This window comes from Lactobacillus sp. M44, assembly GCF_058130005.1.
This window is the reverse complement of record NZ_CM176707.1, coordinates 448,786-473,866: the sequence shown is the minus strand read 5'-3', so window position 1 is coordinate 473,866 and position 25,081 is coordinate 448,786. Positions and strand designations below refer to the sequence as shown.

General features: G+C 33.1%; 20 protein-coding genes and 1 riboswitch. Of the genes, 7 read left to right on the top strand and 13 right to left on the bottom strand.

The features are described 5' to 3' along the window. Positions 1-2: 2 nt before the first annotated feature. The 4 genes from AC38BG_RS02310 to AC38BG_RS02295 form a co-directional block, all read right to left on the bottom strand. Positions 3-917, bottom strand: coding sequence for an HNH endonuclease (locus AC38BG_RS02310; protein WP_489937557.1), 915 nt, complete (start codon positions 915-917; stop codon positions 3-5). Further along, entirely contained in the window at positions 917-1,555 is a 639-nt protein-coding gene (locus AC38BG_RS02305; RefSeq protein ID WP_489937556.1) for a YfbR-like 5'-deoxynucleotidase, read from the bottom strand. The genes AC38BG_RS02310 and AC38BG_RS02305 overlap by 1 nt, the downstream gene beginning before the upstream one ends. A gap of 117 nt (positions 1,556-1,672) precedes the next feature. After that, positions 1,673-1,807, bottom strand: coding sequence for a hypothetical protein (locus tag AC38BG_RS02300; protein WP_489937555.1), 135 nt, complete (start codon positions 1,805-1,807; stop codon positions 1,673-1,675). Positions 1,808-1,902: 95 nt separating this feature from the next. Then, the gene (locus AC38BG_RS02295; RefSeq protein ID WP_489937554.1) at positions 1,903-2,301 is read right to left on the bottom strand and encodes an iron-sulfur cluster biosynthesis family protein; all 399 of its coding nucleotides are present in this window, start codon (positions 2,299-2,301) and stop codon (positions 1,903-1,905) included. A gap of 256 nt (positions 2,302-2,557) precedes the next feature. Between AC38BG_RS02295 and AC38BG_RS02290 the strand changes: the two genes are divergently transcribed. Continuing rightward, the gene (locus AC38BG_RS02290) at positions 2,558-3,664 is read left to right on the top strand and encodes an SLC13 family permease (protein WP_489937553.1); all 1,107 of its coding nucleotides are present in this window, start codon (positions 2,558-2,560) and stop codon (positions 3,662-3,664) included. Positions 3,665-3,760: 96 nt separating this feature from the next. On the opposite strand, the gene AC38BG_RS02285 is transcribed toward AC38BG_RS02290, so the two are convergent. Then, the gene (locus AC38BG_RS02285) at positions 3,761-12,115 is read right to left on the bottom strand and encodes an MBG domain-containing protein (RefSeq protein WP_489937552.1); all 8,355 of its coding nucleotides are present in this window, start codon (positions 12,113-12,115) and stop codon (positions 3,761-3,763) included. 392 nt (positions 12,116-12,507) lie between these two features. Here AC38BG_RS02285 and AC38BG_RS02280 point away from each other — a divergent pair, with 392 nt between their 5' ends. The 4 genes from AC38BG_RS02280 to AC38BG_RS02265 all read left to right on the top strand — a co-directional run bounded on the left by AC38BG_RS02280 (position 12,508) and on the right by AC38BG_RS02265 (position 14,187). After that, positions 12,508-12,726 carry a hypothetical protein gene (locus tag AC38BG_RS02280; protein ID WP_489937551.1) on the top strand — a complete coding sequence of 73 codons (219 nt, stop codon included), beginning with the start codon at positions 12,508-12,510 and terminating at the stop codon, positions 12,724-12,726. Between the two features lie 203 nt (positions 12,727-12,929). After that, positions 12,930-13,277, top strand: coding sequence for a hypothetical protein (locus AC38BG_RS02275; protein ID WP_489937550.1), 348 nt, complete (start codon positions 12,930-12,932; stop codon positions 13,275-13,277). A gap of 14 nt (positions 13,278-13,291) precedes the next feature. After that, positions 13,292-13,471, top strand: a complete 180-nt coding sequence (locus AC38BG_RS02270) for a hypothetical protein (RefSeq protein ID WP_489937549.1) — start codon at positions 13,292-13,294, stop codon at positions 13,469-13,471. A gap of 428 nt (positions 13,472-13,899) precedes the next feature. Next, positions 13,900-14,187 carry a DUF3884 family protein gene (locus AC38BG_RS02265; RefSeq protein WP_489937548.1) on the top strand — a complete coding sequence of 96 codons (288 nt, stop codon included), beginning with the start codon at positions 13,900-13,902 and terminating at the stop codon, positions 14,185-14,187. Between the two features lie 29 nt (positions 14,188-14,216). Here the strand turns inward: AC38BG_RS02265 and sufB are convergent, their stop codons facing one another. From sufB to sufC, 5 genes are read right to left on the bottom strand one after another with little or no spacing between them, the layout of a single operon-like run. Then, positions 14,217-15,629 carry a Fe-S cluster assembly protein SufB gene (gene sufB / locus AC38BG_RS02260; protein ID WP_489937547.1) on the bottom strand — a complete coding sequence of 471 codons (1,413 nt, stop codon included), beginning with the start codon at positions 15,627-15,629 and terminating at the stop codon, positions 14,217-14,219. Beyond that, a complete protein-coding gene (sufU, locus tag AC38BG_RS02255) occupies positions 15,622-16,074 on the bottom strand; it encodes a Fe-S cluster assembly sulfur transfer protein SufU (protein WP_489937546.1) in 453 nt (150 codons plus the stop codon). The genes sufB and sufU overlap by 8 nt, the downstream gene beginning before the upstream one ends. Next, on the bottom strand, positions 16,052-17,263 hold the full coding sequence (locus tag AC38BG_RS02250; RefSeq protein ID WP_489937545.1) for a cysteine desulfurase: 1,212 nt from the start codon (positions 17,261-17,263) through the stop codon (positions 16,052-16,054). The genes sufU and AC38BG_RS02250 overlap by 23 nt, the downstream gene beginning before the upstream one ends. Then, positions 17,264-18,505, bottom strand: coding sequence for a Fe-S cluster assembly protein SufD (gene sufD, locus AC38BG_RS02245; RefSeq protein ID WP_489937544.1), 1,242 nt, complete (start codon positions 18,503-18,505; stop codon positions 17,264-17,266). A gap of 13 nt (positions 18,506-18,518) precedes the next feature. Beyond that, positions 18,519-19,298 carry a Fe-S cluster assembly ATPase SufC gene (sufC, locus tag AC38BG_RS02240; protein WP_489937543.1) on the bottom strand — a complete coding sequence of 260 codons (780 nt, stop codon included), beginning with the start codon at positions 19,296-19,298 and terminating at the stop codon, positions 18,519-18,521. A gap of 196 nt (positions 19,299-19,494) precedes the next feature. Further along, a riboswitch (Lysine riboswitch) is annotated at positions 19,495-19,672 on the top strand. 109 nt (positions 19,673-19,781) lie between these two features. Between sufC and AC38BG_RS02235 the strand changes: the two genes are divergently transcribed. Then, entirely contained in the window at positions 19,782-21,371 is a 1,590-nt protein-coding gene (locus tag AC38BG_RS02235; protein ID WP_489937542.1) for an ABC transporter substrate-binding protein/permease, read from the top strand. Next, positions 21,364-22,116 carry an amino acid ABC transporter ATP-binding protein gene (locus AC38BG_RS02230; RefSeq protein ID WP_489937541.1) on the top strand — a complete coding sequence of 251 codons (753 nt, stop codon included), beginning with the start codon at positions 21,364-21,366 and terminating at the stop codon, positions 22,114-22,116. The genes AC38BG_RS02235 and AC38BG_RS02230 overlap by 8 nt, the downstream gene beginning before the upstream one ends. A 54-nt stretch (positions 22,117-22,170) precedes the next feature. Here AC38BG_RS02230 and AC38BG_RS02225 read toward each other — a convergent pair whose 3' ends face one another. The 3 genes from AC38BG_RS02225 to AC38BG_RS02215 all read right to left on the bottom strand — a co-directional run bounded on the left by AC38BG_RS02225 (position 22,171) and on the right by AC38BG_RS02215 (position 25,028). After that, positions 22,171-23,100 (bottom strand): prenyltransferase, encoded by a 930-nt coding sequence (locus tag AC38BG_RS02225; RefSeq protein WP_489937540.1) that lies wholly within the window; start codon positions 23,098-23,100, stop codon positions 22,171-22,173. Positions 23,101-23,186: 86 nt separating this feature from the next. Beyond that, positions 23,187-24,368 (bottom strand): bifunctional phosphopantothenoylcysteine decarboxylase/phosphopantothenate--cysteine ligase CoaBC, encoded by a 1,182-nt coding sequence (coaBC, locus tag AC38BG_RS02220; RefSeq protein WP_489937539.1) that lies wholly within the window; start codon positions 24,366-24,368, stop codon positions 23,187-23,189. A gap of 9 nt (positions 24,369-24,377) precedes the next feature. Further along, positions 24,378-25,028: a CPBP family intramembrane glutamic endopeptidase gene (locus AC38BG_RS02215; protein WP_489937538.1), complete on the bottom strand. Its 651-nt coding sequence runs from the start codon at positions 25,026-25,028 to the stop codon at positions 24,378-24,380. Positions 25,029-25,081: the final 53 nt, after the last annotated feature.

Sequence of the window (25,081 nt, the reverse complement as noted above, 5' to 3'; positions counted from 1 at the left end):
TTTTATATAATATCTGGTTTTGCTTGGATTTGCTTTAGTTTCCAGCCTGTTTCAATATATTGTTTTCTAGTTTTTCTTAAATCATCATAATCACTTTGAATACTATCAATTGCATCTTGCAGTTTTTTATTTTCTTTTCTAATCTTCTGCAATTCAGGGTCATCAACTACTCCTTTTAGATGTACTTTAGCAGCTAACATATTTCTTTTATCTTGAAATTGTTCTTTCAAACTGCCAATTGTATTTTCATATTTGACTAGTTTTTTATTGATCTCAACTAACTGATTATTTAGATTTACAAAAACTTCATAAGGCATATCACCCTTGATTCGATTGCATTCAGCACATGATAAAGTCAGATTATCTAAACTATTATCATGAGACATTGACACAGGATTTTTATGATCTACACTAGTGCCTTTGCGCCCACAATATTGGCAGCGGTATTTATATTTTGCCCTGATACGTTCGCGATCAATATAGTCAACCTCATTTAAATGAAAATTTATCTGCAATCCTAATCCTTTTAGATTTTGCTCAAAATTCAAATTATTTTGAGGTACAAAATCTATTTTTTGATCTTCACTATCAATTATTTTTTGATTAAATTCATGTCGATCAATTTGGCTTAAAGCAACTGCATTTAAATCATAGTCTTGAATAAATGATTCATAATTCTTACGCTTATCACTTTTAACTATATAATGATCATTTTCTTTTTTAGCATTTTGCCCGATGAATGTATATAACAGCGTTTGAGCAAAAATCTGAACAGTATTATTTGGATAATCTTCAGGATTTAACTGTCTTTGAATACATATATCACATATGCTAGTTAATTTGGGGTTAATTAATCCTTTTTGTTTAAAATGCCTCGAATCAATTCTCAATCCACATGAAGCACATTGGAATTTCATTAGTTTTCCTCAACTAAGATACTAAAGGCAATTTTTTGCATTTTATCTTTTCCAGCAAAATCACCCTTAAATAAATCTGGCAAAATCTTTTTAATAAAGTATTTTACTGAGGCTAATTCATCAAACTTTTTGATTGTTTCTAGTGATTCTCTAAACATTTGCATAAAAACAGGGTTTGGGTTCCCTAATTCAATTTCACCATAAGCTTCATAAAGTAAATCTAACTTATCTACTACTGAGAGGATTTTACCTTCTAGAGTATCATCTTTTCCTTCACTTAGGCGTTTACGATAGATTTTTTGAAATTCTTTTGGAATTTCTTCTTGAATAAACTCTTCAGTCATACTCTCTTCAACTTCACCAATCATCTTGCGCAAAGCAGGAGTCGCATATTTAACTGGGGTTTTAATATCACCAATAAATCGTTCAGTGTAATCATGATTTAGACTCTTTTCATAAAGGGCGCGCCAGTTAACTTTATTGCCACTAACTTCTTCAATATCTCCCATCATTTGAGCTAATTCTGCAGTTCTAAAGCTGTGATCTGCCACTGAATGGTGTTGGTATTTAAAATACCCTGGTGCTCGATCAATCGACTCTAAGCTTGTTAATCCTTGAATATATGCATGTAATCCCATTAAATTTTCCCCTCTCTTTTATTTTTTCTCAAAATTTTTACTATAATATCAAATTTGTTTTCTTATTGCAAAAAAATAAGATGCTGAAAATATCAACATCTTATCTATATCACTGAATTACTTGTTTTCATCCAATGCTGCTTTGTTTAAGTATTCAACAACTTCAGCAATCCTCTTAACGCCAGCCTTAATATTTACTTTATTCTTAGGACGACGGTGAGGATTAATACCGGTATGGATATTTCTTGACATGTCTATATCTTCCTCTCAAATTTTCGAAAATCTTGTATAATTGTAACACTAGTATGCAATTAATTTCAAGTCTTTGAAAACTTTCAAGTTAAATCTTAGCAAGTTTTTCCAGAAATCATTTCTTGCTTGGTAAGTTTTTCTAATTTAAATTCATTAATACCGCAAGCACCATCAATTAAGCCTGAATCATCAGATAATGATAATACAGCATTTCTTGCCTTAACAACTAAGGTACCTGTTAAGAATGTTAATTCATCTTTAGATGTGTACATATCTAATCCTGCATTGTTTTCAACTTTGATATCAAATTTAGGATCTTTTTGATTTAAGATAACAAATTGAAAATCAGCACCTATCTTACAGGTACCACCCAAATTAGAATATTTATTTGACCCATCATCTAAGGCTAGAAGTACTATTTGTCCTGGTTTAACATGCTTTTTCAATAATTCTTGTGCTTCTGGTTTTATGTTCATTTTAATTGGATCAGTCATATTATTATCCTCCTAATAAATAACGTCTTTAATTAATTTATATCTTAAAAGCATACTTACTTTTAGTCAATAAAAATGCTTGTATAAGTTAAGTATAATAATAGACACTTCTTGAAAATTTGGCAGTTTTACTTATAAATTGTAACTATTTTATTAAATTTTGAATTCTAACTATATTTATCACAAAAAAGGTTTGATTACTAACGCAAAAAAGCTCAAAATGATTAAAGGCGATTATATATATAGGGGGATTTTTATGACCGTCTTAAAAAATATCATTAAAGATCGTATCCTACAAATAACGATCATTATTACAATTATTAGTTTATTTTTTGCAAGACCGCACATTCAAGATATAAATTTCCATACTTTATATTCAATTACGGCCATGCTCACATTAATTCAGATTTTTGCATATCTGCATGTCTTAGATATTCTCGCCTATAAATTGACTAGCATTGCAGATAACACTCGCAAATTGACCTTTATGTTTACTATTTTGGCGGTAATATCAGCAATGTTTTTGACTAATGATATTACAGTTTTAACATTGGTTCCTCTATATTTAAATATTGCAAAGAAATATAAGCTGCCACAAATAGTTCCAGTCACACTAATAGGTATGGGAGCAAATATTGGTGCAGCATTCACTCCATGGGGGAATCCGCATAATATTTTTATTGTCAGTCATTATAATGTGCAACCATTAACATTTTTTAAGTGGTCAACTCCTTACTTAATTGGAGCTTTATTGTTATTATGTGGGATTTTTTTCTTGGTAAAAAAAGAAGACATCCCCACTGCTGCCACTCAAACAGTTAAACTAAGCTGGCCACCAACTATTATGGCGATTTTGGCATTTATCTTTTTCTTCTTTGGTATTTTCCAAGTAATTCCAGGATATTGGCCAGCAATTGTGGCAATTGCACTAGCATTATTTATAAATCCCAAAATTATGTTGAAATTTGATTATTCACTTTTATTGACATTCACAGGATTCTTTATTTTTGTTAGTGATATTAGACAGATTCCATTTATCACTAATTTAATTCATAGTACTGTCTACTCAGAAGTTGCTGCATATTTAACTTCAATTGTTTCCTCCCAATTCATGAGTAATGTACCTTCTACTATCTTAGTAGGTAAGTTTACAACTTATTCTAAAGCTTTGTTATTAGGATCAAATATTGGTGGCTTTGGGTCGCCTGTAGGATCAATGGCTAATATGCTAGTGCTTAAGACCTTTAATGAAAATGCAACTGTCAAAAACAGCAGATTTTTCAAAGAATGGATTTGCATGCAATTTATTGGGTTAATTATCTTAACTATTTTAGGATGGATAATTATTGAATTGAAGTTATAAAAATTAACATAAAATCAAATCATATTTCAAAATATGGTTTTTATTTTTGCACTAAAAAGCTCCCGAAATCAATTCGAGAGCTTTTATTATCTTTTGTTACTTATCTTTTCTGCGTTTTTTTACACCCAACAAACTAAATATACCTAGCCCTGAAAGCAAAGCTCCAATCAATCCTAATGATTCATTAGCAGCATTACCTGTTTGTGGTAATTTGTTTTGCTTAGTTCTAACTCTATTATTATTCATCTGCTTATTTTCAACATTATTTTCTATATAACTAACACCGTGCGGAATTACACTAGTTGAATTATGTTTACTATCTTGCATTGAATGATCAGCATTAGAAGTTCCATTATTTGGTTCACCAGTATTAGTTGGTGGTGTAGTTGGATTTGATGGCTTACCAGATTCACCTGGTTTATTTGATTCTCCAGGTTTTTCTGATGGTGGTGTAGTACCTGCAGTTATTGGAACTAATTTAATAATTAAGCTTTGGTGTAAATCTTGACCAACTACATAACTAGTTGGAAGAATTGACCCATCTGCTAATTGATAACCTTCTGGAATAGTTAAATTCAAATGGATCGTATCACCAGCTACACCATATTCAGTTATTGTTTTACCAACTTGTGCATTATTATTATCTTCAAAAATAATTGTCACAGTTGCATCTAAATAAAAGATTGCATTTGAAGTTATCTTAAAATCATAATCTGGATTTGCGTCTTCTAATTTCTTAAGACTATCATCAGTTAAAACAACTGAATAACTTCCTGACTTATTAGGAACCCCAACTAACTCATATGTTAATCCATCTGGGATATTAAGCTTAAGTGAACTATTAATCGCGAAATTGCCATTATTAATTTCTACTACAGTGTTTTCTTGACTGCCTTCAATTGTTACAGCTAATTCAGCAGGAGTAATTGTATAGTTAATTATTCCACTTTCAGTAATGTTATAGTTTGGATTATCTTTTTGAAGTTGAGTTAATCCCTTTTGATTTAACTTAATGCCATAATTTCCAGCATCTACTGGTGCACTTGGCAAAATATTGCCTTTATTATCTACAAACGAATAATCATCAGCAGTTAAGTTAGCTGTATTTAGACTTTGACCAGCAACTAGACCTGTTGCAGTTAACTGCCCAGTGCTTAGATCAAAGCTTGCAGGATTACCATCATAAGATTTACCAATATTGGAGTTTGGTTTTTGACCCAGAGTAACACTTAAATCTTTTTGTTTAATTTCAAAACTTGCATTGCCAGTATTTCCACTTAATAAGACATTTCCAGCACCTGCAGATTGATTAATTATCTCTTGGAGACGTGCTATTCCTGCATCAGTCAAAGTAATGGTGTAATTGCCAACATCTACAGGAGCCACCCCATCTTTAGTATTCCAAGTGTAGTCACCTGATTGTAATTTAAATGTATCATCTGTACCACCTAGGAAGTTCAGATGAACAATAATGTTGCCTGATTTACTATCAATTTCTGATACACTAACTGCCTCCCCATCATAAGTCTTTGAATTTGATCCACTAAGAACAGCTGCACCATGTGCTGCATTAATTGTATAAGTAAAGTCACCACTAATTGCATCTGGGGCAAAGCTGTAATTTGGATTTGCAGCTTTAATCTTATTAATTCCACTAGCAGTTAATTGTAAGTGATGAGTTCCAGCGTTGATTGGATCAGATCCATTTATCCATTTAAAATCGTCACTAGTAAGTGTAGGAATTGTTAAATTAGGTGCAGTCCAAGTGATTTTATTTAATACATCACTAACACTAGTTGCTTGCCCATTATAGACTTTACTGTCACTACCACTAAATGTTGCAGTAGCTTTTGCAGCAATAATCTTAAAGCTTGCAGAACCTGTTAATTGATCAGCTGATAATTTGACATTACCAACACCTACTGCTTGATTTATTACATTTTGCAAATGTGTAAGACCAGCATTAGTCAATGTAATTGTATAATCACCAACATTTGTAGGAGCTAAATTATCTTTAGTGTTCCACGTGAAATCACCATCTAGCAATTTATATGTATCATTAGTATCTATGCTACCTGGGAAAGTTAATGTAACTTCAATTGTGCCACCATTATTTAGATCACCCAGTGTTGCAATTTTACCTGTATAAATCATTTGATTAGATCCACTTAGTGTAGCTTGTGCGTTAGTAGCTTCTAAAATGTCATAGCTTGCAGCACTAGTAAATGTCCAATTATAATTTGCACCATTATTGCCATCTAAAGCTTGCAATTTAGCTTTACCTATTTGCGATAGTTCAACTTGATAAGTGCCAACATTCATTGGGTCTGCGTTAACAAATTGCAAATCTTCACCAGTTAAAGTTAAAGTCTTGCTAGTGCCATCTAGTGCATAAATTGTGACTGAGTAAGTTAAGTTGTATTTACTTGCATCTAAATCACTAGGTTTAGTTTGTTTATCATCAAATGTCTTTTGATCGCTACCATTCAATATAACAGTTATTTGGCCTTGATTTACAGTAAATGTGCTAGCTGATACTGCATTAGCTGATTGAGGATAATTGTAGTTACTGCCTAAAGCTTGCTCAATATTTTGCAAACCTTGACTAGATAATTTAACTTGGTAAGTTCCAACATCCCCTGGAGTTTGACTAAAGACTAAGTCACCTTGTTTCGCCTGGTAAGTTAATTCAGTTCCATCCTTAGTAGTTACTGAAATAGTATAACCATTAGGATTATTCTTAATTGTATTTAACCATTGACTTGTGCCATAAGTTACTGACTGATTACCACTAATTGAAATATCAACTGGCATTTGATCAACAACAAATGTCGCCTTTGCTAATTCAGCTTGATCCCAATTATAGTTAGTACTTCCGATTAAACTTTGCAGCTTAGCTAATCCTTGATTAGACAACTTAACACTATAATAACCTATATTAGTTGGATCAGTTACAAATTCCAAATCACCATCAGTTAAGGTAACATTAGTGTAAATTGGAGCAGCTGGATTGCTTTCAGTGGCATTTTTCATAGGTGCGGTAATTGAAATAGTGTAGCCATTATCGCTGCCATAATTGATTGTTGGTGTTTCACCATATTTGATATGCTCTACTCCGTTAATTGTCACAGTAGCAACAGCTGGGACGATTTCATAAACAGCAGGTGTATGCAATGGATCAGAACTAGTACTATCACCATTTCCTGCAGCATATAAACTCAATACCAAGTCTTTCAAGCCACTAAAATCATAGTCTGGATAATCTTTTTGTAATCTATCCAATAATTGATCTGTTACTAAAACTTTATATGAACCAACATTAGTTGGTAAAGTGCCAGCATAGTTTTCAATATATAAATCACCATCTTGCAAAGTAATTTTTGGAGCAGGCTTAGTAGTATCTTTCCAGTTACTTAAAGTTACAGTGTATTGGTTAACATCAAATGGTAAGACTGTTCCATATGCTGTCTCTTGCATACCACTTACAGTCAATTGCGCAGCTACAGCATAAATTAGATATTTACCAGATTCAGTTACATTAATCTTATAGTTATTTGCACCAGTTAAGGCATTAATCTTAGCAAGCCCTGCAGCGGTTAATTTGACAGTGTATTTTTTACCTTCAACTAGCGTGTCACCTTGCATTGAAGCGTTAGCTTGTTTGACCAAATTGCCATTTGCATCAACTACTTCAAAATCATCTGGAGTCAATGTGATTTGTCCTAGCCCTATTGGTTCATTAGTTTTGCCATTCCAAGTTAATGCAACTTCTCCATTATCAATTTCATCTTGAGTAATTTGAGCATTTTTTCCATCATAAACTTTAGAAGCTGAACTTGATACATTAATTACTAATTCAGCTGGATCAATTGTGTAAGTGATCTTGCCACTGATAGTGCTATTACCATCTACATCAACAAATGAATAATTTGGATTTGCGGCAGCTAAAGCTTGTTTGCCTTGATTGCTTAATTGAATATAGTAAACCCCTGCATTAGTTGGTGCTGAAATTACTTGACCATTAGAATCAACAAATTCAAAGTCATCATTAGTCCAATTTGGAATAGTTAACCCAGTAACATTATTAAAGCCGAAGTCTGCAGCAGAAGTTATTGGATTAAAAGTAACTGGGGAACCATTATATATAGTAGTAATTTGGCCTTGTAATTGAACATCAGAAGCAATTTCTTGTTTAATTTCAAAACTAGCGTGACCAGTGATATTAATTACAACATTGCCTTTACCTTCTGCTTTATCAATTTCTGCAACAAGTGCATTTATTCCCGATTGAGTCAATGTAATAGTGTATTTTCCAACATTAGTTGGTTCTGAAATTGGATTACCAGTTGAATCTTGCCATTGATAATAACTACTATCAGTTAACTTAAAGTTAGTTGGCAAGCCAGGTATGTTGATCCCAGTAATTGTGACTATGATAGTTGAACCATTGCTGTTAATGTCACTAATTGTCACAGAATTGCCATTATAGGCCATTGAATTAGTGCCACTAAGTTGAGCATTGGCTTCAGCTTGTTTAATTGCATAATTAATTTCATAGTTTATTGCATTAGTGTCAAAACTATAGTTTGGATTTGCAGCAAGCAAAGCTTGTAGACCCATAGCATTTAATTTTAAAGTATAGTTTCCAGCATTAATCGGTGCAGTATCTAGCTTTTGTTTTCCATCATACCAATCAAAGTCAGCTGCAGTTAACCCAGTAAGTGATAATGGAGTATTAGCAACTGTTCCATCACCATCAATTATTAATTTGTTGACATCTAATTCACTAGTTTGACCATTAAAGGTCTTATTTTGATTGCCACTAATTACAATGTTTGCGACTGCTTGTGGGTTAATGATAATTTGCGTAGTATTTGGAATAGCTGTAGATAATATTACATTACCAGCTCCTACAATTGAATTAATGTAGTTTTGCAAGTTAGTAAGACCTGCTTGAGTTAATGTAATAGTGTAGTTTCCTATATTAACAGGAGCTTTACCATCTACAGTGTTCCACGTGAAATCTCCATCTTTTAATTTATAGGTATCATTAGTATCTGTGCTACCTGGGAAAGTTAATTTAACTCCAATATTGTCATTATTTAATTCAGTTAAAGTGAATGCTTGTCCATCATAATCTTTAGTAGCAGTGCCAACAAGCTGAGCATTAGCTACAGCCATATTTATTGAATAATCAATTTGTCCATTAATTGTACTTGCATTATTTTCATTAACAAATGAATAATTCGGATTTGCATCAGCTAAAGCTTGTTGTCCCTTGGTATTTAGTCTTAAGTAATAGGTACCAACTTTAGTTGGAGCAGAAATCAAGTTATCACTTGCGTCGTACCAATCAAAATCAGCACTAGTCCAAGTTGGCACAGTTAAATCAATAGGATTTAAGTTATTATCTTGTGATGTTAAAGTTAAATTTTCAATTGTAGCTGGGTCAAATTGTGCGGGTTGGCCAGTATATGTCATACCTTCCTGACCACTTATAGTAGTAGTAATAGAATCTTGGTTAATAGTCAAGGTAGCAGTATTGGCATAAGTTATATCAATACTGTTAAGATCAGCATCAACTAAATCAGGATTAGTAATCATATTTTCAATTGCACTAATAGCTTTTTGAGATAACTTAACAATATAAGTTCCAGCATCTGTTGGAGCACTAGCTAATTTAGTACCAGCTTGGGTGTACCAGTCAAGATAGTCAGGATGGTTTCTTAAATTTAAAGTAGTAGGAAAATTACTAATATCATTATTATTAGTGATGGTTACTTTAATCTTGCCATCAGTATAAATATTATTGATATTTACAGGTTGGCCAGTATAAGTCATTGAATCGCTACCACCAAGTGTTACTTCAGCTTTAGCTTTTTCAATTACTAAGATACCAGTAGAAGTATCAGCAGTAATTGTATAGTTTGAACCTAGAGCTTGTTGAATACGACGCAATCCTGCATCAGTTAAAGTAACTTTATAGTTTCCTGCATTAATAGCTTGACCATCTGGAGCATCAATTTGAAAATCATTTGAATCTAAATGAATCTTAGTAATATCCGCAACTGCACCATTAGGATTATCTTGTGTTCGATTAATTGAAATAGTGATGCCTTTTGTGCCATACACTACACTAACCGGATTATTAGAATAAGTTGCTGTTTGCGTGCCAGATACACTTATGACATTAGCTGAAGGATTAATCGTAAAGGCAGCATTGCTGGTAATAGTTGATTGACCATCTTGATCCCAAACAACACTGTTATTGCCATAGTGTTGTTTGATAGCATTTATTCCTTGAGTAGTTAATCTAACTTGGTATTTACCTGCATTAATCGGGCTAGTTGTCCAAGTAATACCATCAGTTGAAAATTCAACATCCCCTTGAACTAGAGTTAATGGGTCAATATTTGCAGTAGGACCTGTCACACTAACTTTTAATTGACCTAAATTATCTGGAGTAAGTGCTCTGCCTGTATATGTGTTAACTCCAGCTCCTGTTAGAGTCGCAGTTGCTGTAGCTGTATATCTGATGTCGATTACTACATCTGGTGTATTGAAATCAACTGTTTGAGCAGGGATGTCAGTAATAGTGGTCGTTACGCCTTTTACAGTTTGAGTAACTATTCGGGTATAACCCTCAATTTGTGGTATTTGATATGAATTCCAATTACTAGTGTTCCAACTACTATAAACAACGCCTGTGTCATCGGCATTGATTGCCGCAGTTCTCTTGATCTGTCCTGTTTGAGTTTCTGTTGTAGTGGATTCACCAGGTTTTGTAATATTAATTGTTCTAGTAATATTTTTATTTAATTCTGTATTATCAACATAGTAGGTTGTTAATTCATTACGGTAATACCAAGTACCTGTATTACTAGTAAAGGCCATCGATTCTGCTGGTGCACCAAATATATTTGAAGTATTTCCACCATCATATTTTAAAATTTCTTCAGTATACTGATCTGATCCTGCAGGTGTATTAGGTCCCCAAGTCATATTAGTGCTATTAGCTAAATACCAAGATCCAGATATCACATGAAATCCCGGTGTAGCTGGGTCACCTAAGGATTTATCCCATGACCAACCAGTGTATGAAATTGTCCATTTACTTGAATCTGTGCTGCCATTGGTCTTAAAAGCAGTCGGAGTTTTACTATAATAAATTATAACTTGTGCTGCAGGTGCATAATCTTGTCCGTCTCTTGGACCACCAGCTATCTTAAAATTAGCAGTTACTGTTCTAGGGTCTTGTTCAAGTTGAGCATAATAAACTGTATGAACTGATTGTGATTCATAGTTTGTTGCATCTGGATTATAGGTCGTAGTAAACTCATTTGCCGGTGTATTAGAAACGCTGCCATCTGATCCTATTTCCCAATCACCTTGATCAAATATTGTGTAGTTATTCACAGTTGGATTATCAGCACTAATTACATTTGAATCTTGCAAATTCCAATTACCAGAAGCAATTTGATAACCATTAGTTCCTTTGCTAGTGTCTAATTGCCATGCACTATAAGTAGTTGTATTAGTCACTAAGTCAACAGTTTTAGTGCGAGTATAAAATGCATTCAAAACTGAATCAGGAGCCTGTGTCCCCATTGCTTGACCAGTATTAGCATTGATATGTTTAACTGTTAATGTTCTAGTTGCGTTTTCAGTAGATTCTTGAGTTTTATGAATCACATGAACGGTGATAACCGCATTATTCAGCGCAGCAATAACTTGTGGATCATCTGTCCATTTAAAATTAGGAATCCACCAATTAGAATTAGGATCAGTAAGTAAAACCCAATAAGAGCCTGCAATAGTTACTCCTTGAGGTACACCAGTTACTGAAACCGATTGATAATCATTAACTCCAACTCCATTTGGGAAGGTTCCCACTGGGAAATTAATAGGATCGTATCCTCCGTTACCAGGATTAACTAAGTGATCAGCATACAGAAGTTTATTATCAGTATCATCCCAAAAATTGATAGTAAAGTTTAATTGTTCATTAACAGCGGCTTGTTTTGCCGCAGGTTTATCAGTAGCTGTTAATGTGGTAGCTGCTGGCTTTGTTTGATTAGTAGAAGATGTGTTTTGCTTAGGAGTACTTGTAGGTTTAGTAGCGTTTGTTGTGTCTACTGCTGTCTTTTGTTCATCAGCTTTAGGTATGCTAATAGTGTTGTCTGCTTGCTTATCTGCTGTTGCATTATCATCAGGCTTCACAATATCTGAATTTTGCTTATTTTTTTCATTGTTATTTAGGGCATTACTTGAACTAGTGTTAACCTGATTTGCACTACTATCAACAACAATAGGTTGTGAAGTAGTATCTGCCTTAACTTGATTACCACTTATAAAAAATAACGTAGATAAAAGTACAGAGCATACACCTACGCTTAATTTTCTTATTCCAAAACGCTGCTTGCTATCAGTATATTTGTTATTAAATATCATAAAGAACACCCTCTATAAACCTATATTATCGGATAAAATATATTTATTAATTATATTTATTGTTATATTTAAATCATAACACATATTTATAAAAGCGGTTCAACTTTTTGTGAAAATTTTATCAAGTATATAAAAAAAGACATATAAAATCTGTCTAAATAATTATATTCATATCCTTGCTCCCCACAGGCTATTACCCAACTGATTAAATGATCTAACCTTATTCCATAGCTCTTGTTCTTTTCGGGAGTTTGACAGTTTTTAGCCTTTTAAATCTCTCTATCCATTGCCACTACTGACTTTCCTTGTCAAATTTTGGCTTATTTTTGCGTACTATTTTTATCTTCGGGTAAAATATAAATAAATGATATTCTACCTGGAGGTGCATGGTTATGCGAGTTAAAGCGTCTAAAAGCAAAAATTCTGTCTCTTATTCAATTATCAAAGATTTCAAAACTAAAGCTGGAAAAAGAACTACTAAAATTGTTAAAGCTTTAGGAAATCGTGAGGATATTGCCAAAGCGCATCCTGAATTCTCAGATCCTTTAGTTTGGGCTAAAAAACAAGCTGAAATTTTAACACAAAAAGAAAAAATGGAAATGTATTGGTAATTAAACAATATAACACCAATAAATTGATTGAACGAAATAAACCAAATCAACTAAACATTGGTTATTTGTTTCTACAACATATTTACTATGAGTTGAAATTAAATGAAATATGCTTTGAAATTATTGAACAAGAAGACGGTATAAAACGCTAGGGGGTCTCTAAAGAACATCGTCCTAATCCAATTATTCAAATGGGCTTATTCATGGATGGATCTGGAATTCCCTTAGCTTTTTCATTGTTTGATGAAAATAAAAATGAACAACCTAGTTTAAACCCACTAGAGAAAAAGATTTTAAAAGACTTTAAACTATCTGAAGTTGTTGTTTGTACTGACGCAGGGCTTTCTTCTAATAGTAACCGCAAATTTAATGATAGATTTGGTCGTCATTTTGTGACTACTCAGTCAATTAAGAAACTATCTGCTAATCAAAAAGCTTGGGCTGGTTGGAGAAGAACTGGTAGCTCAAGAATTTATTCTTTGAACCAAATTAATTTAAAAACTAATAATCATATTTATTATAAAAAATTCCAATTCATGAAAATGATTTAGAACAATATCTATTTGTGACATTTTCGCCTAAACATTTACGTTATCAACGGCATATTAGAAAAGGTCAAATTGAACATGCCTTTGAAAAGCTAGATCACACTAGTAGTTTGAAACATAAAAAGCCAAATGATCCAGTAAGATTTATCAAAGAAAAACATTTTACTATTGAAGGTGAAAAAGCAACTAAAACATAATACATAATTGATCAATCAGTTATTAAAGAAGAACAAAAATATGATGGATTTTATGGAGTATGTACTAATTTAGAGGCAACTGCTGAAGAACTAATTGCGATCAATAAACAAAGATAGGATGTTTTAGAACATTAAAAACAGACTTCAAAGCTCGACCAGTTTACTTACAAAGAGAAGATCGTATTAAAGCACATTTTCTAACTTGCTTTATAGCTTTATTAATTTGGCGACTGCTAAAAAGTAAATTACCCATACATACAACTAATAAGCAATTACAAGAAACCTTGCGAAATATGAATGTGGCTGAAATTAAGGGAGAAGGCTATATACCAAGTTTTTTAAGCAAAATAAAAGTCCTATTATCGTTGATATAGCATATGATAGTAGGACTTTTTCATTTCAAAAACTGTCAAATAGGTATTTATATTATGTCATCAAAAATTAAGAAAAGTATTGAAGGCGTTCCAACTTTAAAAAGTATTTATCCTCAAGCATATGTAGTAAATATGAAACATATATCAAATGATCTTGAATTTACAAATAAGTTAAATGATTTAGGAACATGGATCATTAAAGATGGATCTAAATGGGTATGCAAAACTAATATTAGTGAAGGTGAGTTCAAAGAAAAGTTTATACATATTATGAGCTTATCAAATGATGATAGTGCAAAAATTGAAATCAAGAAAGACTATTTACCATTTGGAAAGTTGTAATTTTGATTTTTATCATATAGTAGCCAATTTTACCCAATAGAGCCTTCCATCTGATAATTAATCAACCTATTCAGTTCCACTGCATATTCCATAGGTAGTTCTTTAGTAAATGGATCCACAAAACCCATAATTATCATCTCAGTTGCCTTTTGATAAGATATCCCACGACTCATCAAATAATATAGTTGATCTTCTGATATCTTAGATACTCTAGCTTCATGCTCCATTGATACATTACCATTCAAGATTTCATTATAAGGGATAGTGTCACTTGATGACTTTTCATCAATAATAATTGTGTCACATTCCACATGAGCTTTTGATCCATCACTATGGCGACCAAAACGTACATGTCCTCTATAATCTACTCTCCCTCCATCTTTGCAAATTGACTTAGATACAATTGTTGAAGAGGTGTTTTTTGCATTATGGATCATTCTAGCACCAGTATCTGAATCAACACCTTCACCTGTTGAAGTAGCTCCAGCAAAGGCAATTGACAGCATAGTTCCTTTAGCATGTTCACCATTTAGATAAACACTAGGGTATTTCATAGTAACTTTTGATCCTAAATTACCATCAACCCACTCCATAGTTGCATTTTCCAAAGCTTGGGCGCGCTTAGTTTCTAAGCTATATACATTATCTGACCAGTTTTGAATTGTGGTATAGCGACAATATGCATCTTTTAAGACATTCACTTCAACTACTGCAGCATGAACACTATCTCTTGAATAATTAGGTGCAGTACATCCCTCCACATAATTAACACTTGAACCTTCATCTGCAATAATCAATGTCCTTTCAAACTGCCCAGAATTTCCTGCATTTATTCTGAAATAACTTTGGATTGGAGTATCAACTTTTACACCCTTTGGCACATAAATAAAGGTTCCACCAGACCATACAGCAGAATTAAGAGCAGCCATTTTATTATCCTCTGGTGGAATTAATTTACCAAAATACTTCTTTACTAAATCTGGGTATTCTTGCAATGCTTGGTCTGTTGACATAAAGATAATACCCATCTTTTCAAAATTCTTCCTCATATTATGATAGACAACTTCTGATTCATATTGTGCAGATGATCCTGCTAGATATTTACGCTCTGCTTGAGGCACACCTAATCTATCAAAGGTTTCTTTAATCTTATCTGGCACTTCACTCCAATCACGCGCCACAAAGTCAGTGTCACGTCTGAAATAATTAATATGCTTAAAATCAATCTTGTTTAAATCAGGTCCAAAATTAGGCATTGGAGCTTTTAAGTAAGTTTTATAAGCCTTTAGTCGAAAATCAAGCATCCATTTTGGCTCATTTTTAGCTTTAGATATTTGCCTAATAACATCCTCATTTAATCCCTCACCAGTTGTCAACACTGGCGTGATATCATCTTTAAAACCATATTGATATTCACCTATAGTAGGTATTTTACTAGTCATTATTTTCACTTCTTTCAATTAACTGATAGATTGCTTTCCAAGCTAGAGTTGCGCATTTTATTCTTGCAGGGAATTTTTTTAGATTTGAAAACACTGTTGCATCACCTAGCTTTTTTTCTAAATCACTATCTGCATTTATTTTTCCCATAACCATATCAGAAAATAATAAAACATCATCTGAAACCTCTTGGATATTTTTGCCAATAACTAAATCTGTCATCATCGAAGCAGAAGCCTTAGATATTGTGCAACCATGACCTGTAAATGCGACATCTACAATTTCATTGTTTTTTATATTTGCTTGGACTATTAACACGTCCCCACAAGTTGGATTATGTAATTCAACTGCAGCAGTGGCTTTTGATAATTGTCCATAATGATGTGGCATTTGTGCATATTCTAAAATAATTTGTCTATATAAATTATCTAATTTTGCAAGTCCCATTAAAGTACTCCTCAGTTGCTTTGATCGCATTAATTAAGCGATCAATATCTTGTTTAGTATTATAAAAATACACACTCACTCTTAGCGTTGCACTAACTTTTAATTGTGACATCATCACTTGCGCGCAATGATGTCCTGCTCTAACGCATACCCCTTGCATATCAAGAGCCGTAGCAACGTCATGTGGATGAATGTTTTTTAAATTGAAAGACACTATCCCAGTTTCATGTTTAGTGCCATAAATTGTTACATAGGGCAGTTTTTGTAGTTCATTAATTAGATAAGAAATCAATTCATGTTCAATTGCAGCAATATTAGATAACCCCACTTTATTTAAATAATCAATTGCACTGCCAAAGCCAATTACTCCAGCTATGTTTTGTGTGCCTGCTTCAAATTTTAATGGAGGCATTTTATAAGTTGATGATTGCAGAGATACTTCTTCAATCATCTCACCTCCAAATTGAATTGGTGGCATTTTTTCTAATAACTTATAACGACTCCATAACACTCCAACTCCTGTTGGTCCTAACATCTTATGCGCAGAAAATGCATAATAATCAACATCTAAATCTTGAATATCTACTGGCATATGACCTACTGCTTGTGCACCATCGATTGCTATAACGCTATGGTGTTTATGCGCGAGTTGCGCTAAAGATTTTATTGGATTAATACTACCTAAAACATTAGTGACATGTGCAATTGAAACAATTTTTGTTTGATCTGCGATTACTTTTTTGGCATCAGACAGATCAACTTGTCCTGCATCATTTAACTTAATGTATTTTAATTTAGCTCCAGTTAATTGTGCTAGATTTTGCCAAGGCACTAAATTACTATGGTGTTCTGCATATGAGATTACAATTTCATCACCTGGCTTTAAATGCTGTCCATAACTTCTAGCAATCCAATTAATACTTTCTGTAGTGCTGCGAGTGAAAACTATTTCGCAAGCTTTAACATTAATTAATTTAGCTACTTTATTTCTTACTTGTTCATATTTTTCAGTTGCTCTTTCAGATAATTCATAAACCCCACGGTGGATATTAGCATTGTCTAATCTATAATAGTCACTAATAGTGTTGATTACTTGATACGGCTTTTGGCTAGTTGCAGCATTATCTAAATATACAATTGGCTCACCATTTTCTTTAATTTGTAATAAAGGAAAATCATCACGATACATTTATTGTGCCTCAATTAACTTATCTTCAATAACTTGAACTAGTTTTTGCCTTAGCTTTTTTTCTGGAATTGCAGTTAATACAGGTCCTAAAAATCCTCTAATAACTAATCTTTTGGCGATTATTTCAGGGATTCCTCGACTCATTAGATAATACAATTGTTCTTGATCAATTCTACCTACACTTGCAGCATGTCCTGCATTAACATCATTATCATCAATTAATAAAATTGGATTAGCATCTCCTCGAGCTTTGCTTGATAACATCAACACTCTACTTTCTTGTTGAGCATCACTTCTTTTGGCACCTTTCATAATATGTCCAATTCCATTGAAGATCAGACTAGATTCTTGCAAGATTACCCCATGTTGTAAAATATGTCCAATTGAACCAATCCCATAGTTAGTCACTCTAGTGTCTATTCCTTGCATTTGTTTGCCACTAGATATTGCGATGACCTTTAATTCTGCATGTGATCCTGCACCAACTAATTCAGAATCAAAATCACCTACAATATTGCCATCACTCATCATCCCCAATGACCAATCAATCCTGGCATCTTTTGCTAAATATCCTCTTCTATTCAAATATGCAGTAGTAGTTTTACTTAATTGGTCAATGCTTGAATATTTCACACGACTATTTTCTAGTGCTATTACCTCGGAAATAATATTAGCGACTTGTCCATTATCATTACTAATAATACTTTCTAAATAATTTACCTCACTATTTTTATCTGCCACCAGCAATAAATGATGTACATAATCTGGCTGAGTTTGTTCAAATAAAACAGATATTGCTTTTTTAATTTTGATATTTTTGGGGACATAAATTACTAAACCACTATTTAAATTTACTAAATGTTCTGCAGTTAAATAATTTTCATCAGCTTTAATTGCTAGTTTCATCAAGTATTGCTTGATTAATTCAGGGTATTGCTTGATAGCTTGCTGCAGTGTGCAGACAATTACACCTTGATCTTGCAAATTTTTAGGAACTTCAATTTTTTTGATTTCTGAATTAACTTGAATAATGTCATAGCTTGGATCATTTTGGTAATTGTTTACTGAGCTAGCTGCGAATGGTTTTGTAGGATGAATTGACCATGAACTATAGTTAATTTTTTGAAAGACAGGCATTTTTAAATTAGCTAATTGTTGATAGGCGTTTATTCGCATATTAGTAAACCATGAAGGTTCACCTATTGTTTCAGCATATTGCTTAATGTCTTCAGTTTTATTCATGAAATTATCCTCGTTATGCATCTTCATCAGTTAGTTCAATATCTAATCCCAATTCATCACGCAAGCCAGCATATCCTTCATCTTCTAGCCTTTTTGCTAAGTCAGGTCCTCCTTGAGTCACAACTTTACCACCCATCATGACATGCACTACATCTGGGACAATATAATTAAGCAATCTTTGGTAGTGAGTGATGATTAATGCACCAAAATTTTGACTACGCATTCTATTAACTCCTTTAGAAACGACCTTTAGCGCATCAATATCAAGCCCTGAGTCAATTTCATCTAGGATTGCAAATTTAGGTTCAATCATTAACAGCTGCAAAATTTCATTTCGCTTTTTTTCACCACCAGAAAAGCCCTCATTCAAATAACGATCAGCCATATCTTCTTTCATGTCTAAATAATCCATCATTTCTTCTAGTTTTGGCCAGAATTTGCGAATTGAGATTGGATCATTCTCTGCTCTTCTAGCATTTAATGCTCCTCTAATAAATTCTGCGTTAGTGATCCCTGGGATTTCCGCAGGATATTGCATTGCTAAAAACAATCCCATTCTAGCTCTTTCATCAACTGTTTTATCTAAGATATTAACTCCATCAAGTAATACTTGCCCTTTGGTGACTTTATATGCAGGATTACCCATAATTGATTCAGATAGAGTTGACTTTCCTGTTCCATTAGGTCCCATAATTGCGTGAATTTCACCTGTTTTTAAAGTAAGATTAACCCCCTTTAAAATTTCTTTATGATCAATTTCAACATGCAGATCTTTTACTTCTAATTTTGACATGATATTTTGTCCCTCACAATTTCTTTTGTCACCAGCTACTTTAGTCCGAATAAAATTTTCATGCAATGAAGCACGATTGGAAAAATTTGTAAAGAAAAACAGGATGGATTCTAACAATAAATCTTAGCTTACTCCATAATTATTTCTTGACATTAACTCCTATCTGCATTATCGTATAAACCATGTTAATAATATCCAATGCAATAGAGGTTGCGACAACTCACGACAGCTACAGAGCGCCACGAACGTTATGAATGTAGCCGTAAGGATTGTCGCCGAAACAAATGTTGAATTCGTGATCATCATTTTGTTGGGCTGCAAGAAAAAATCTTGCGGACTGTCTCAGATTTTTTCTGGGGAGCGCTATATGATTTGGTCTTTTCCAAAAGAAAGTCAAGCTAGCCTTATTGCGTATGTAATGAGGCTTTTATTTTGCTCAATTATTGTATTGGCTTTATTTGAAAATATACTGGAGGTTTCAAAATGAAGTCAAAAAATCATTGGTGGCTAGCATTACTAGCTGTATTTATGTTCTTGGGTCTAGCAAGTCATACTAATCATGTATATGCTGCAGACAAAGGCGTATTAAAAGTTGGTATGGAGGCTAATTACCCGCCATACAACTGGACACAAACAACTGATGCAAATGGAGCTATTCCAATTGATGGTACTCATCAATATGCAAATGGTTATGATGTTAAAATTGCCAAAGTTATTGGTCAAAAATTGCACCGTAAAGTAGTTGCAGTTAAAACTCAATGGGATGGATTATTGCCTGCATTAACATCAGGCAAGATTGATATGATCATTGCTGGTATGTCTCCTACTGCAGAGCGTAAAAAAACTATTGATTTTTCGACTCCTTACCATAAAGGAACATTTATCGTAATTGTTAATAAAAATAGTCGTTATGCAAATGCCAAGACACTAGATGATTTTAAAAATGCAAAATTAACTGCTCAACAAGGAACACTTCATTATGATTTGATTAAGCAATTAAAAGGCTCTACCAGAGAACCTGCCATGAGAGACTTCGCTGCTATGAGAGAATCATTGCAAGCTGGGACAATTGATGGTTATGTTGCAGAAGATGTAGAAGGCCAATCATTTAAATTAGTTAACCCTAATATTAAGGCAATCGATTTAAGTAAAATGCCTGGATTTTATGTTAATCCAGATGACGCAGATACTGCTGTAGGTATCAAAAAAGGTAATCCATTATTGGGACAAGTTAACAAAGTCTTAGCAGGAATTTCTAATTCTGAACGTAAAAAGTTCATGGATGAAGCTGTTAAAGAACAGCCAAAAATTCAAACTAAAAAGCAAAACTGGTTTACTTCATTAATGAAAAATTATGGTGGCATGATTTTAAGTGGTGTTGGTATGACCTTGTTCTTAGCTTTAATTGGTACCATTATTGGATTTATCATTGGATTATTAGTTGGAATTGTCAGAACTATTCCAACTCCAACTACCACTGGTAAAAGATGGTTTATGAAAGTTATTAACTTCATTTTATCTGTATATATTGAAGTCTTTCGTGGAACTCCTATGATGGTTCAAGCAGCAGTTATTTACTATGGTATTGCACAATTCTGGCATTTAAATTTGAATAGAACACTAGCTGCATTGGTCATTGTTTCAATTAATACTGGAGCGTATCTAGCAGAAGTTATCAGAGGGGGGATTATTTCTACTCCTGAAGGACAATTTGAAGCAGCAAGTGCGTTAGGAATGACTCATTTTCAAAGAATGCTACATATAATTTTGCCACAAGCCATTAGAAATTCACTTCCTTCAATTACTAATGAATTTATCGTAAATATTAAGGATACTTCAGTATTGAGTATTATTTCTGTATCAGAGTTATTCTTTGTAGGTACAACTATTGCTAGTCAAACCTTCCAATTCTTCCAAACTTACTTAGTAATTTCAGCAATTTACCTAATTTTGACATTCTCAATTACCAGAATCTTCAGAGTTATTGAAAGACACTTAGAAGGGCCTAAGAACTATAATTTAATGGCAAACCAGCTGCAAGTAGACACACCTGAGGAGGGATTAGATGAGTAATTCAGAACCAATATTAAAACTAGATCACTTGCAAAAATCATATGGTGACCACAAGGTGTTGCGTGATATTAGCTTTGACGTATATAAAGGCGAAATCCTAACTATTATTGGACCTTCTGGTGGTGGTAAATCTACTATGTTAAGATCAATTAACTTATTAGAAGAGCCAACTGGAGGCAAAATATTATTTCACAATAATAATATTTTGAAGCCAGGATTTAATCGTAATAAATATCGTTCAAAAGTTGGCATGGTTTTCCAACAATTTGATTTATTTGAAAATAAAGATGTGTTAGCAAATGTAATGATCGGTCAGCAACTTGTCTTGCACCGCAGCCGCGAAGAAGCACATAAGATTGCAGTAGATAACTTGAAAAAAGTTGGGATGGATCCATATTTAGATGCAAAGCCAAAGCAATTATCAGGTGGGCAAAAACAGCGTGTCGCAATTGCCAGAGCGATCTCTATGAACCCAGAAATATTATTATTTGATGAGCCAACTAGTGCTCTTGATCCAGAAATGGTTGGAGAAGTACTTGATGTAATGAAAGATTTAGCCACTACTGGACTAACAATGGTGATTGTTACTCATGAGATGGCTTTTGCTAAGAGTATTTCTAATCAAGTAGTCTTTATGTCAGATGGTTATGTCACTGAAAAGGGCTCTCCTGATGAAATCTTCGATCATCCTGAAAATCCTAAAACTCAAAAGTTCTTACGCAACTTTACCAAGCCAATGATTTAATATAAAAGCAAACAAAAAAACTGATGTGTCACAAATTGTCACATCAGTTTTTGTTTATCTAACTTTCATAATGATCCCCAAAATAATTGAAGCTAATTCACAAACTAAAATAATCTGAATATTAAAGATTGCATTTAAAAATGTAGTTTCTTTTTTAGGATGTCTAATGAACTTCATAGAATTTTTATAGACAATAGGTATTGTAACTAGTGTCAATAAAGCAGTCCAAGGCAATAGCTTCATCACTACACTTACAACTATGAAGATATATGCTAGTGCATAAATTACTGGCCAAATTTGCAGCGCTCTTTTAACTCCAATATAAAAGACTAAGGTATGTCTTCCAGTTTCAATATCTTCTTTATAGTCAGCAGTATTATTAGCTAGCATCAAATTACTTAAAACTAAAACAATTGGCAGCGAAACTATCAAGGTCTTCAGCCAAAACCATCTATCAAAATTAGCCATCCCATAAATATTTACATAAACTGCTAGTAAAGTAATATTATAACCCATTGCAAGTCCAGCTATTGGCTCACTAAATGGTGTTTTTAAGATTGGATATGGCCCTCCTGAATAAAAAAATCCAATCGCATAGCTAATTAATCCAACTATTAACACAAACCAATTTGTCTTAAAAGTTATATAAAGTCCTAAGCTTGCAGAAATAATTGTTAATCCAATAATTGTTTCACGTGCAACAATTACTGGAATATGAAAGTTGCGAATAATATTATTAACACTAACTCCTGTGTTATGTGATTGCTCAAACCTTTCATAATCAGTTAATTGATTATAAGAATTAATTGCAAAATGAAACATCACCGCACTAATTAATAAAATTGTCGTCAAACCTAAATTAAATTGATGATAATAATAATATTCAAATGCAGCACCAATTAATAGTGGCAACACAGAAACAACAGCCGTTTTTGTTTGCATTAACTCATTAGCTTGTGTGAATTTCGATACATTGGTATTCATCTTTAACTCCTTTTTTACTCTGCTATATGATTAACTAAAAGTATATCATTATAGACTATTAATGAGTTAAACTAGTACAACTATTTTTAACTTTTTTCAGCAAGCAATTCCATGACTTTTTCTGCTACTTGCTTTTTTGACATAGTCGGCAAAGGCAAACTTACTTTATTTTTACGTAAAATTGTAACAGTATCATTGTCTGAACCAAAAACATTTTTTGACACATCATTAGCAATAATCCAGTCAGCATTTTTTGAAGCTAATTTTACTTGTGCATTTTCAATCAAGTTTTCAGTTTCTGCAGCAAAGCCAATAACCATTTGGTTTTGCTTTTTATTTGTTGCAACTGTTTTTAAGATATCGGGATTAGGAGTTAATTCTAAAACCAAATTTTGACCATGCTTTTTAATTTTTTGCTTTGCTTGATTTACTACTTTATAGTCTGCTACTGCTGCTGCCATAATTAAAATATCTGCCATTTTAAAATTATCTTGTACTGTTTCTAATAACTCTTGACTTGTCTTGATAGAAACTAACTTGATCTTAGGATCATTTGGCAAATTGACACTTACTTTTCCATAAATTAGCGTCACTTGTGCTCCATATAAGCTTGCAGCTTCAGCTAATGCAACTCCCATCTTGCCACTAGAATAATTGCTAATATATCTCACAGGATCTATTGGCTCTATAGTTGCTCCTGCAGTAATAATTATTTTCTTGCCTTTTAATTTCAGATTTTTATTGAAATAATTTTCTATCCATTGACTGATTTCATCTGGCTCAGGCATTCGGCCTTTTGCCTTATATCCTTCTGCTAAATACCCTTCTGCTGGTTCTAAGATATGATAACCATCTTGTTTTAGAGTCTTTATATTACGAACAGTTGCCAAAGCATTCCACATATTATCATTCATTGCAGGCACAATAAACTTAGGCGCAGCTGTAGCTAATAGCGCAGTTGTCACACTATCATCTGCAATTCCATTTGCTAATTTAGCTATCATGTCGGCACTTGCTGGCACTACTATGGCAGCTTGAGTCCATTTAGCTAATTCAATATGACTAATTTTTGCCTCATTTTCATGATTCCATAAGTCATCTAATACAGGATATTTAGTTAGTGCTGCAAAAGTTTGCGAGCCAATAAATTTCTCAGCATTTTTTGTCATCCCAACTCTAACTATATGACCCGACCTTTGTAAGTTTCTTACTACTTGAATTGCCTTATATGCAGCAATTCCCCCTGTTACATAAACTGCTATTTGCATTTTTTCCTCTTAAATTAATCCTATTATATTGTTTAAAGCATGAGTAATCATTGAATATCTTAAGTCTTTAGTTGTTAAATATACCCACGCTAAAATACATCCCATAAACCAATAAATTACTAAGAATTTTGTAAATCCCATGGTATGTACTATCCCAAACAAAAAGCCACAAAAAATGATGCCAACCCATTTGTTCCAGATAGAGTCTTTAGTAAAGAAAATATTGAAAAACATCCCACGGAAAATCACTTCTTCACAAAATGGAGCAACTACAGTGATCATTACTAAAAAGACTGGATTACTTTGGCTTTGTGTAGTATTTAGTTCTTGTTGATTCTGAGAAGTTCCACCACCTATCAGATGCATAATCAATATCTGTCCCACTATCATAACAACGGCTGCCAAAATTGCCACCCCAATTCTGCGGCCGCCCCAGTGAGGTTCTTCATTAAAGTCCCACTCATTTTTTTTAGCCAGTTGAGATTTATAAGTGATAAACAAAATCCAAAACACAAAAACTGTAAATATTGTCAATAATATTGAAGCCTTAGCACTAAATACATATTCTTTAGGTCTAATATATGTTATTTGTAAAATTGAATATGCAGCAAAAGCACCTATTACTTCTGCAATATTTTTTACATAATCCCAAATTTTCATAAAGCTTTTCTCCATATGTTTAAATTTAAGTCATTGTTTTCGAATTAAAAGTA

What these genes read in the sequence shown, in the direction of transcription:
- AC38BG_RS02310 (WP_489937557.1), bottom strand. Translation starts at nt 917, where the DNA reads ATGAAATTCCAATGTGCTTCATGTGGATTGAGAATTGATTCGAGGCAT.
- AC38BG_RS02305 (WP_489937556.1), bottom strand. Translation starts at nt 1,555, where the DNA reads ATGGGATTACATGCATATATTCAAGGATTAACAAGCTTAGAGTCGATT.
- AC38BG_RS02300 (WP_489937555.1), bottom strand. Translation starts at nt 1,807, where the DNA reads ATGTCAAGAAATATCCATACCGGTATTAATCCTCACCGTCGTCCTAAG.
- AC38BG_RS02295 (WP_489937554.1), bottom strand. Translation starts at nt 2,301, where the DNA reads ATGACTGATCCAATTAAAATGAACATAAAACCAGAAGCACAAGAATTA.
- AC38BG_RS02290 (WP_489937553.1), top strand. Translation starts at nt 2,558, where the DNA reads ATGACCGTCTTAAAAAATATCATTAAAGATCGTATCCTACAAATAACG.
- AC38BG_RS02285 (WP_489937552.1), bottom strand. Translation starts at nt 12,115, where the DNA reads ATGATATTTAATAACAAATATACTGATAGCAAGCAGCGTTTTGGAATA.
- AC38BG_RS02280 (WP_489937551.1), top strand. Translation starts at nt 12,508, where the DNA reads ATGCGAGTTAAAGCGTCTAAAAGCAAAAATTCTGTCTCTTATTCAATT.
- AC38BG_RS02275 (WP_489937550.1), top strand. Translation starts at nt 12,930, where the DNA reads ATGGATGGATCTGGAATTCCCTTAGCTTTTTCATTGTTTGATGAAAAT.
- AC38BG_RS02265 (WP_489937548.1), top strand. Translation starts at nt 13,900, where the DNA reads ATGTCATCAAAAATTAAGAAAAGTATTGAAGGCGTTCCAACTTTAAAA.
- sufB (WP_489937547.1), bottom strand. Translation starts at nt 15,629, where the DNA reads ATGACTAGTAAAATACCTACTATAGGTGAATATCAATATGGTTTTAAA.
- sufU (WP_489937546.1), bottom strand. Translation starts at nt 16,074, where the DNA reads ATGGGACTTGCAAAATTAGATAATTTATATAGACAAATTATTTTAGAA.
- AC38BG_RS02250 (WP_489937545.1), bottom strand. Translation starts at nt 17,263, where the DNA reads ATGTATCGTGATGATTTTCCTTTATTACAAATTAAAGAAAATGGTGAG.
- sufD (WP_489937544.1), bottom strand. Translation starts at nt 18,505, where the DNA reads ATGAATAAAACTGAAGACATTAAGCAATATGCTGAAACAATAGGTGAA.
- sufC (WP_489937543.1), bottom strand. Translation starts at nt 19,298, where the DNA reads ATGTCAAAATTAGAAGTAAAAGATCTGCATGTTGAAATTGATCATAAA.
- AC38BG_RS02235 (WP_489937542.1), top strand. Translation starts at nt 19,782, where the DNA reads ATGAAGTCAAAAAATCATTGGTGGCTAGCATTACTAGCTGTATTTATG.
- AC38BG_RS02230 (WP_489937541.1), top strand. Translation starts at nt 21,364, where the DNA reads ATGAGTAATTCAGAACCAATATTAAAACTAGATCACTTGCAAAAATCA.
- AC38BG_RS02225 (WP_489937540.1), bottom strand. Translation starts at nt 23,100, where the DNA reads ATGAATACCAATGTATCGAAATTCACACAAGCTAATGAGTTAATGCAA.
- coaBC (WP_489937539.1), bottom strand. Translation starts at nt 24,368, where the DNA reads ATGCAAATAGCAGTTTATGTAACAGGGGGAATTGCTGCATATAAGGCA.
- AC38BG_RS02215 (WP_489937538.1), bottom strand. Translation starts at nt 25,028, where the DNA reads ATGAAAATTTGGGATTATGTAAAAAATATTGCAGAAGTAATAGGTGCT.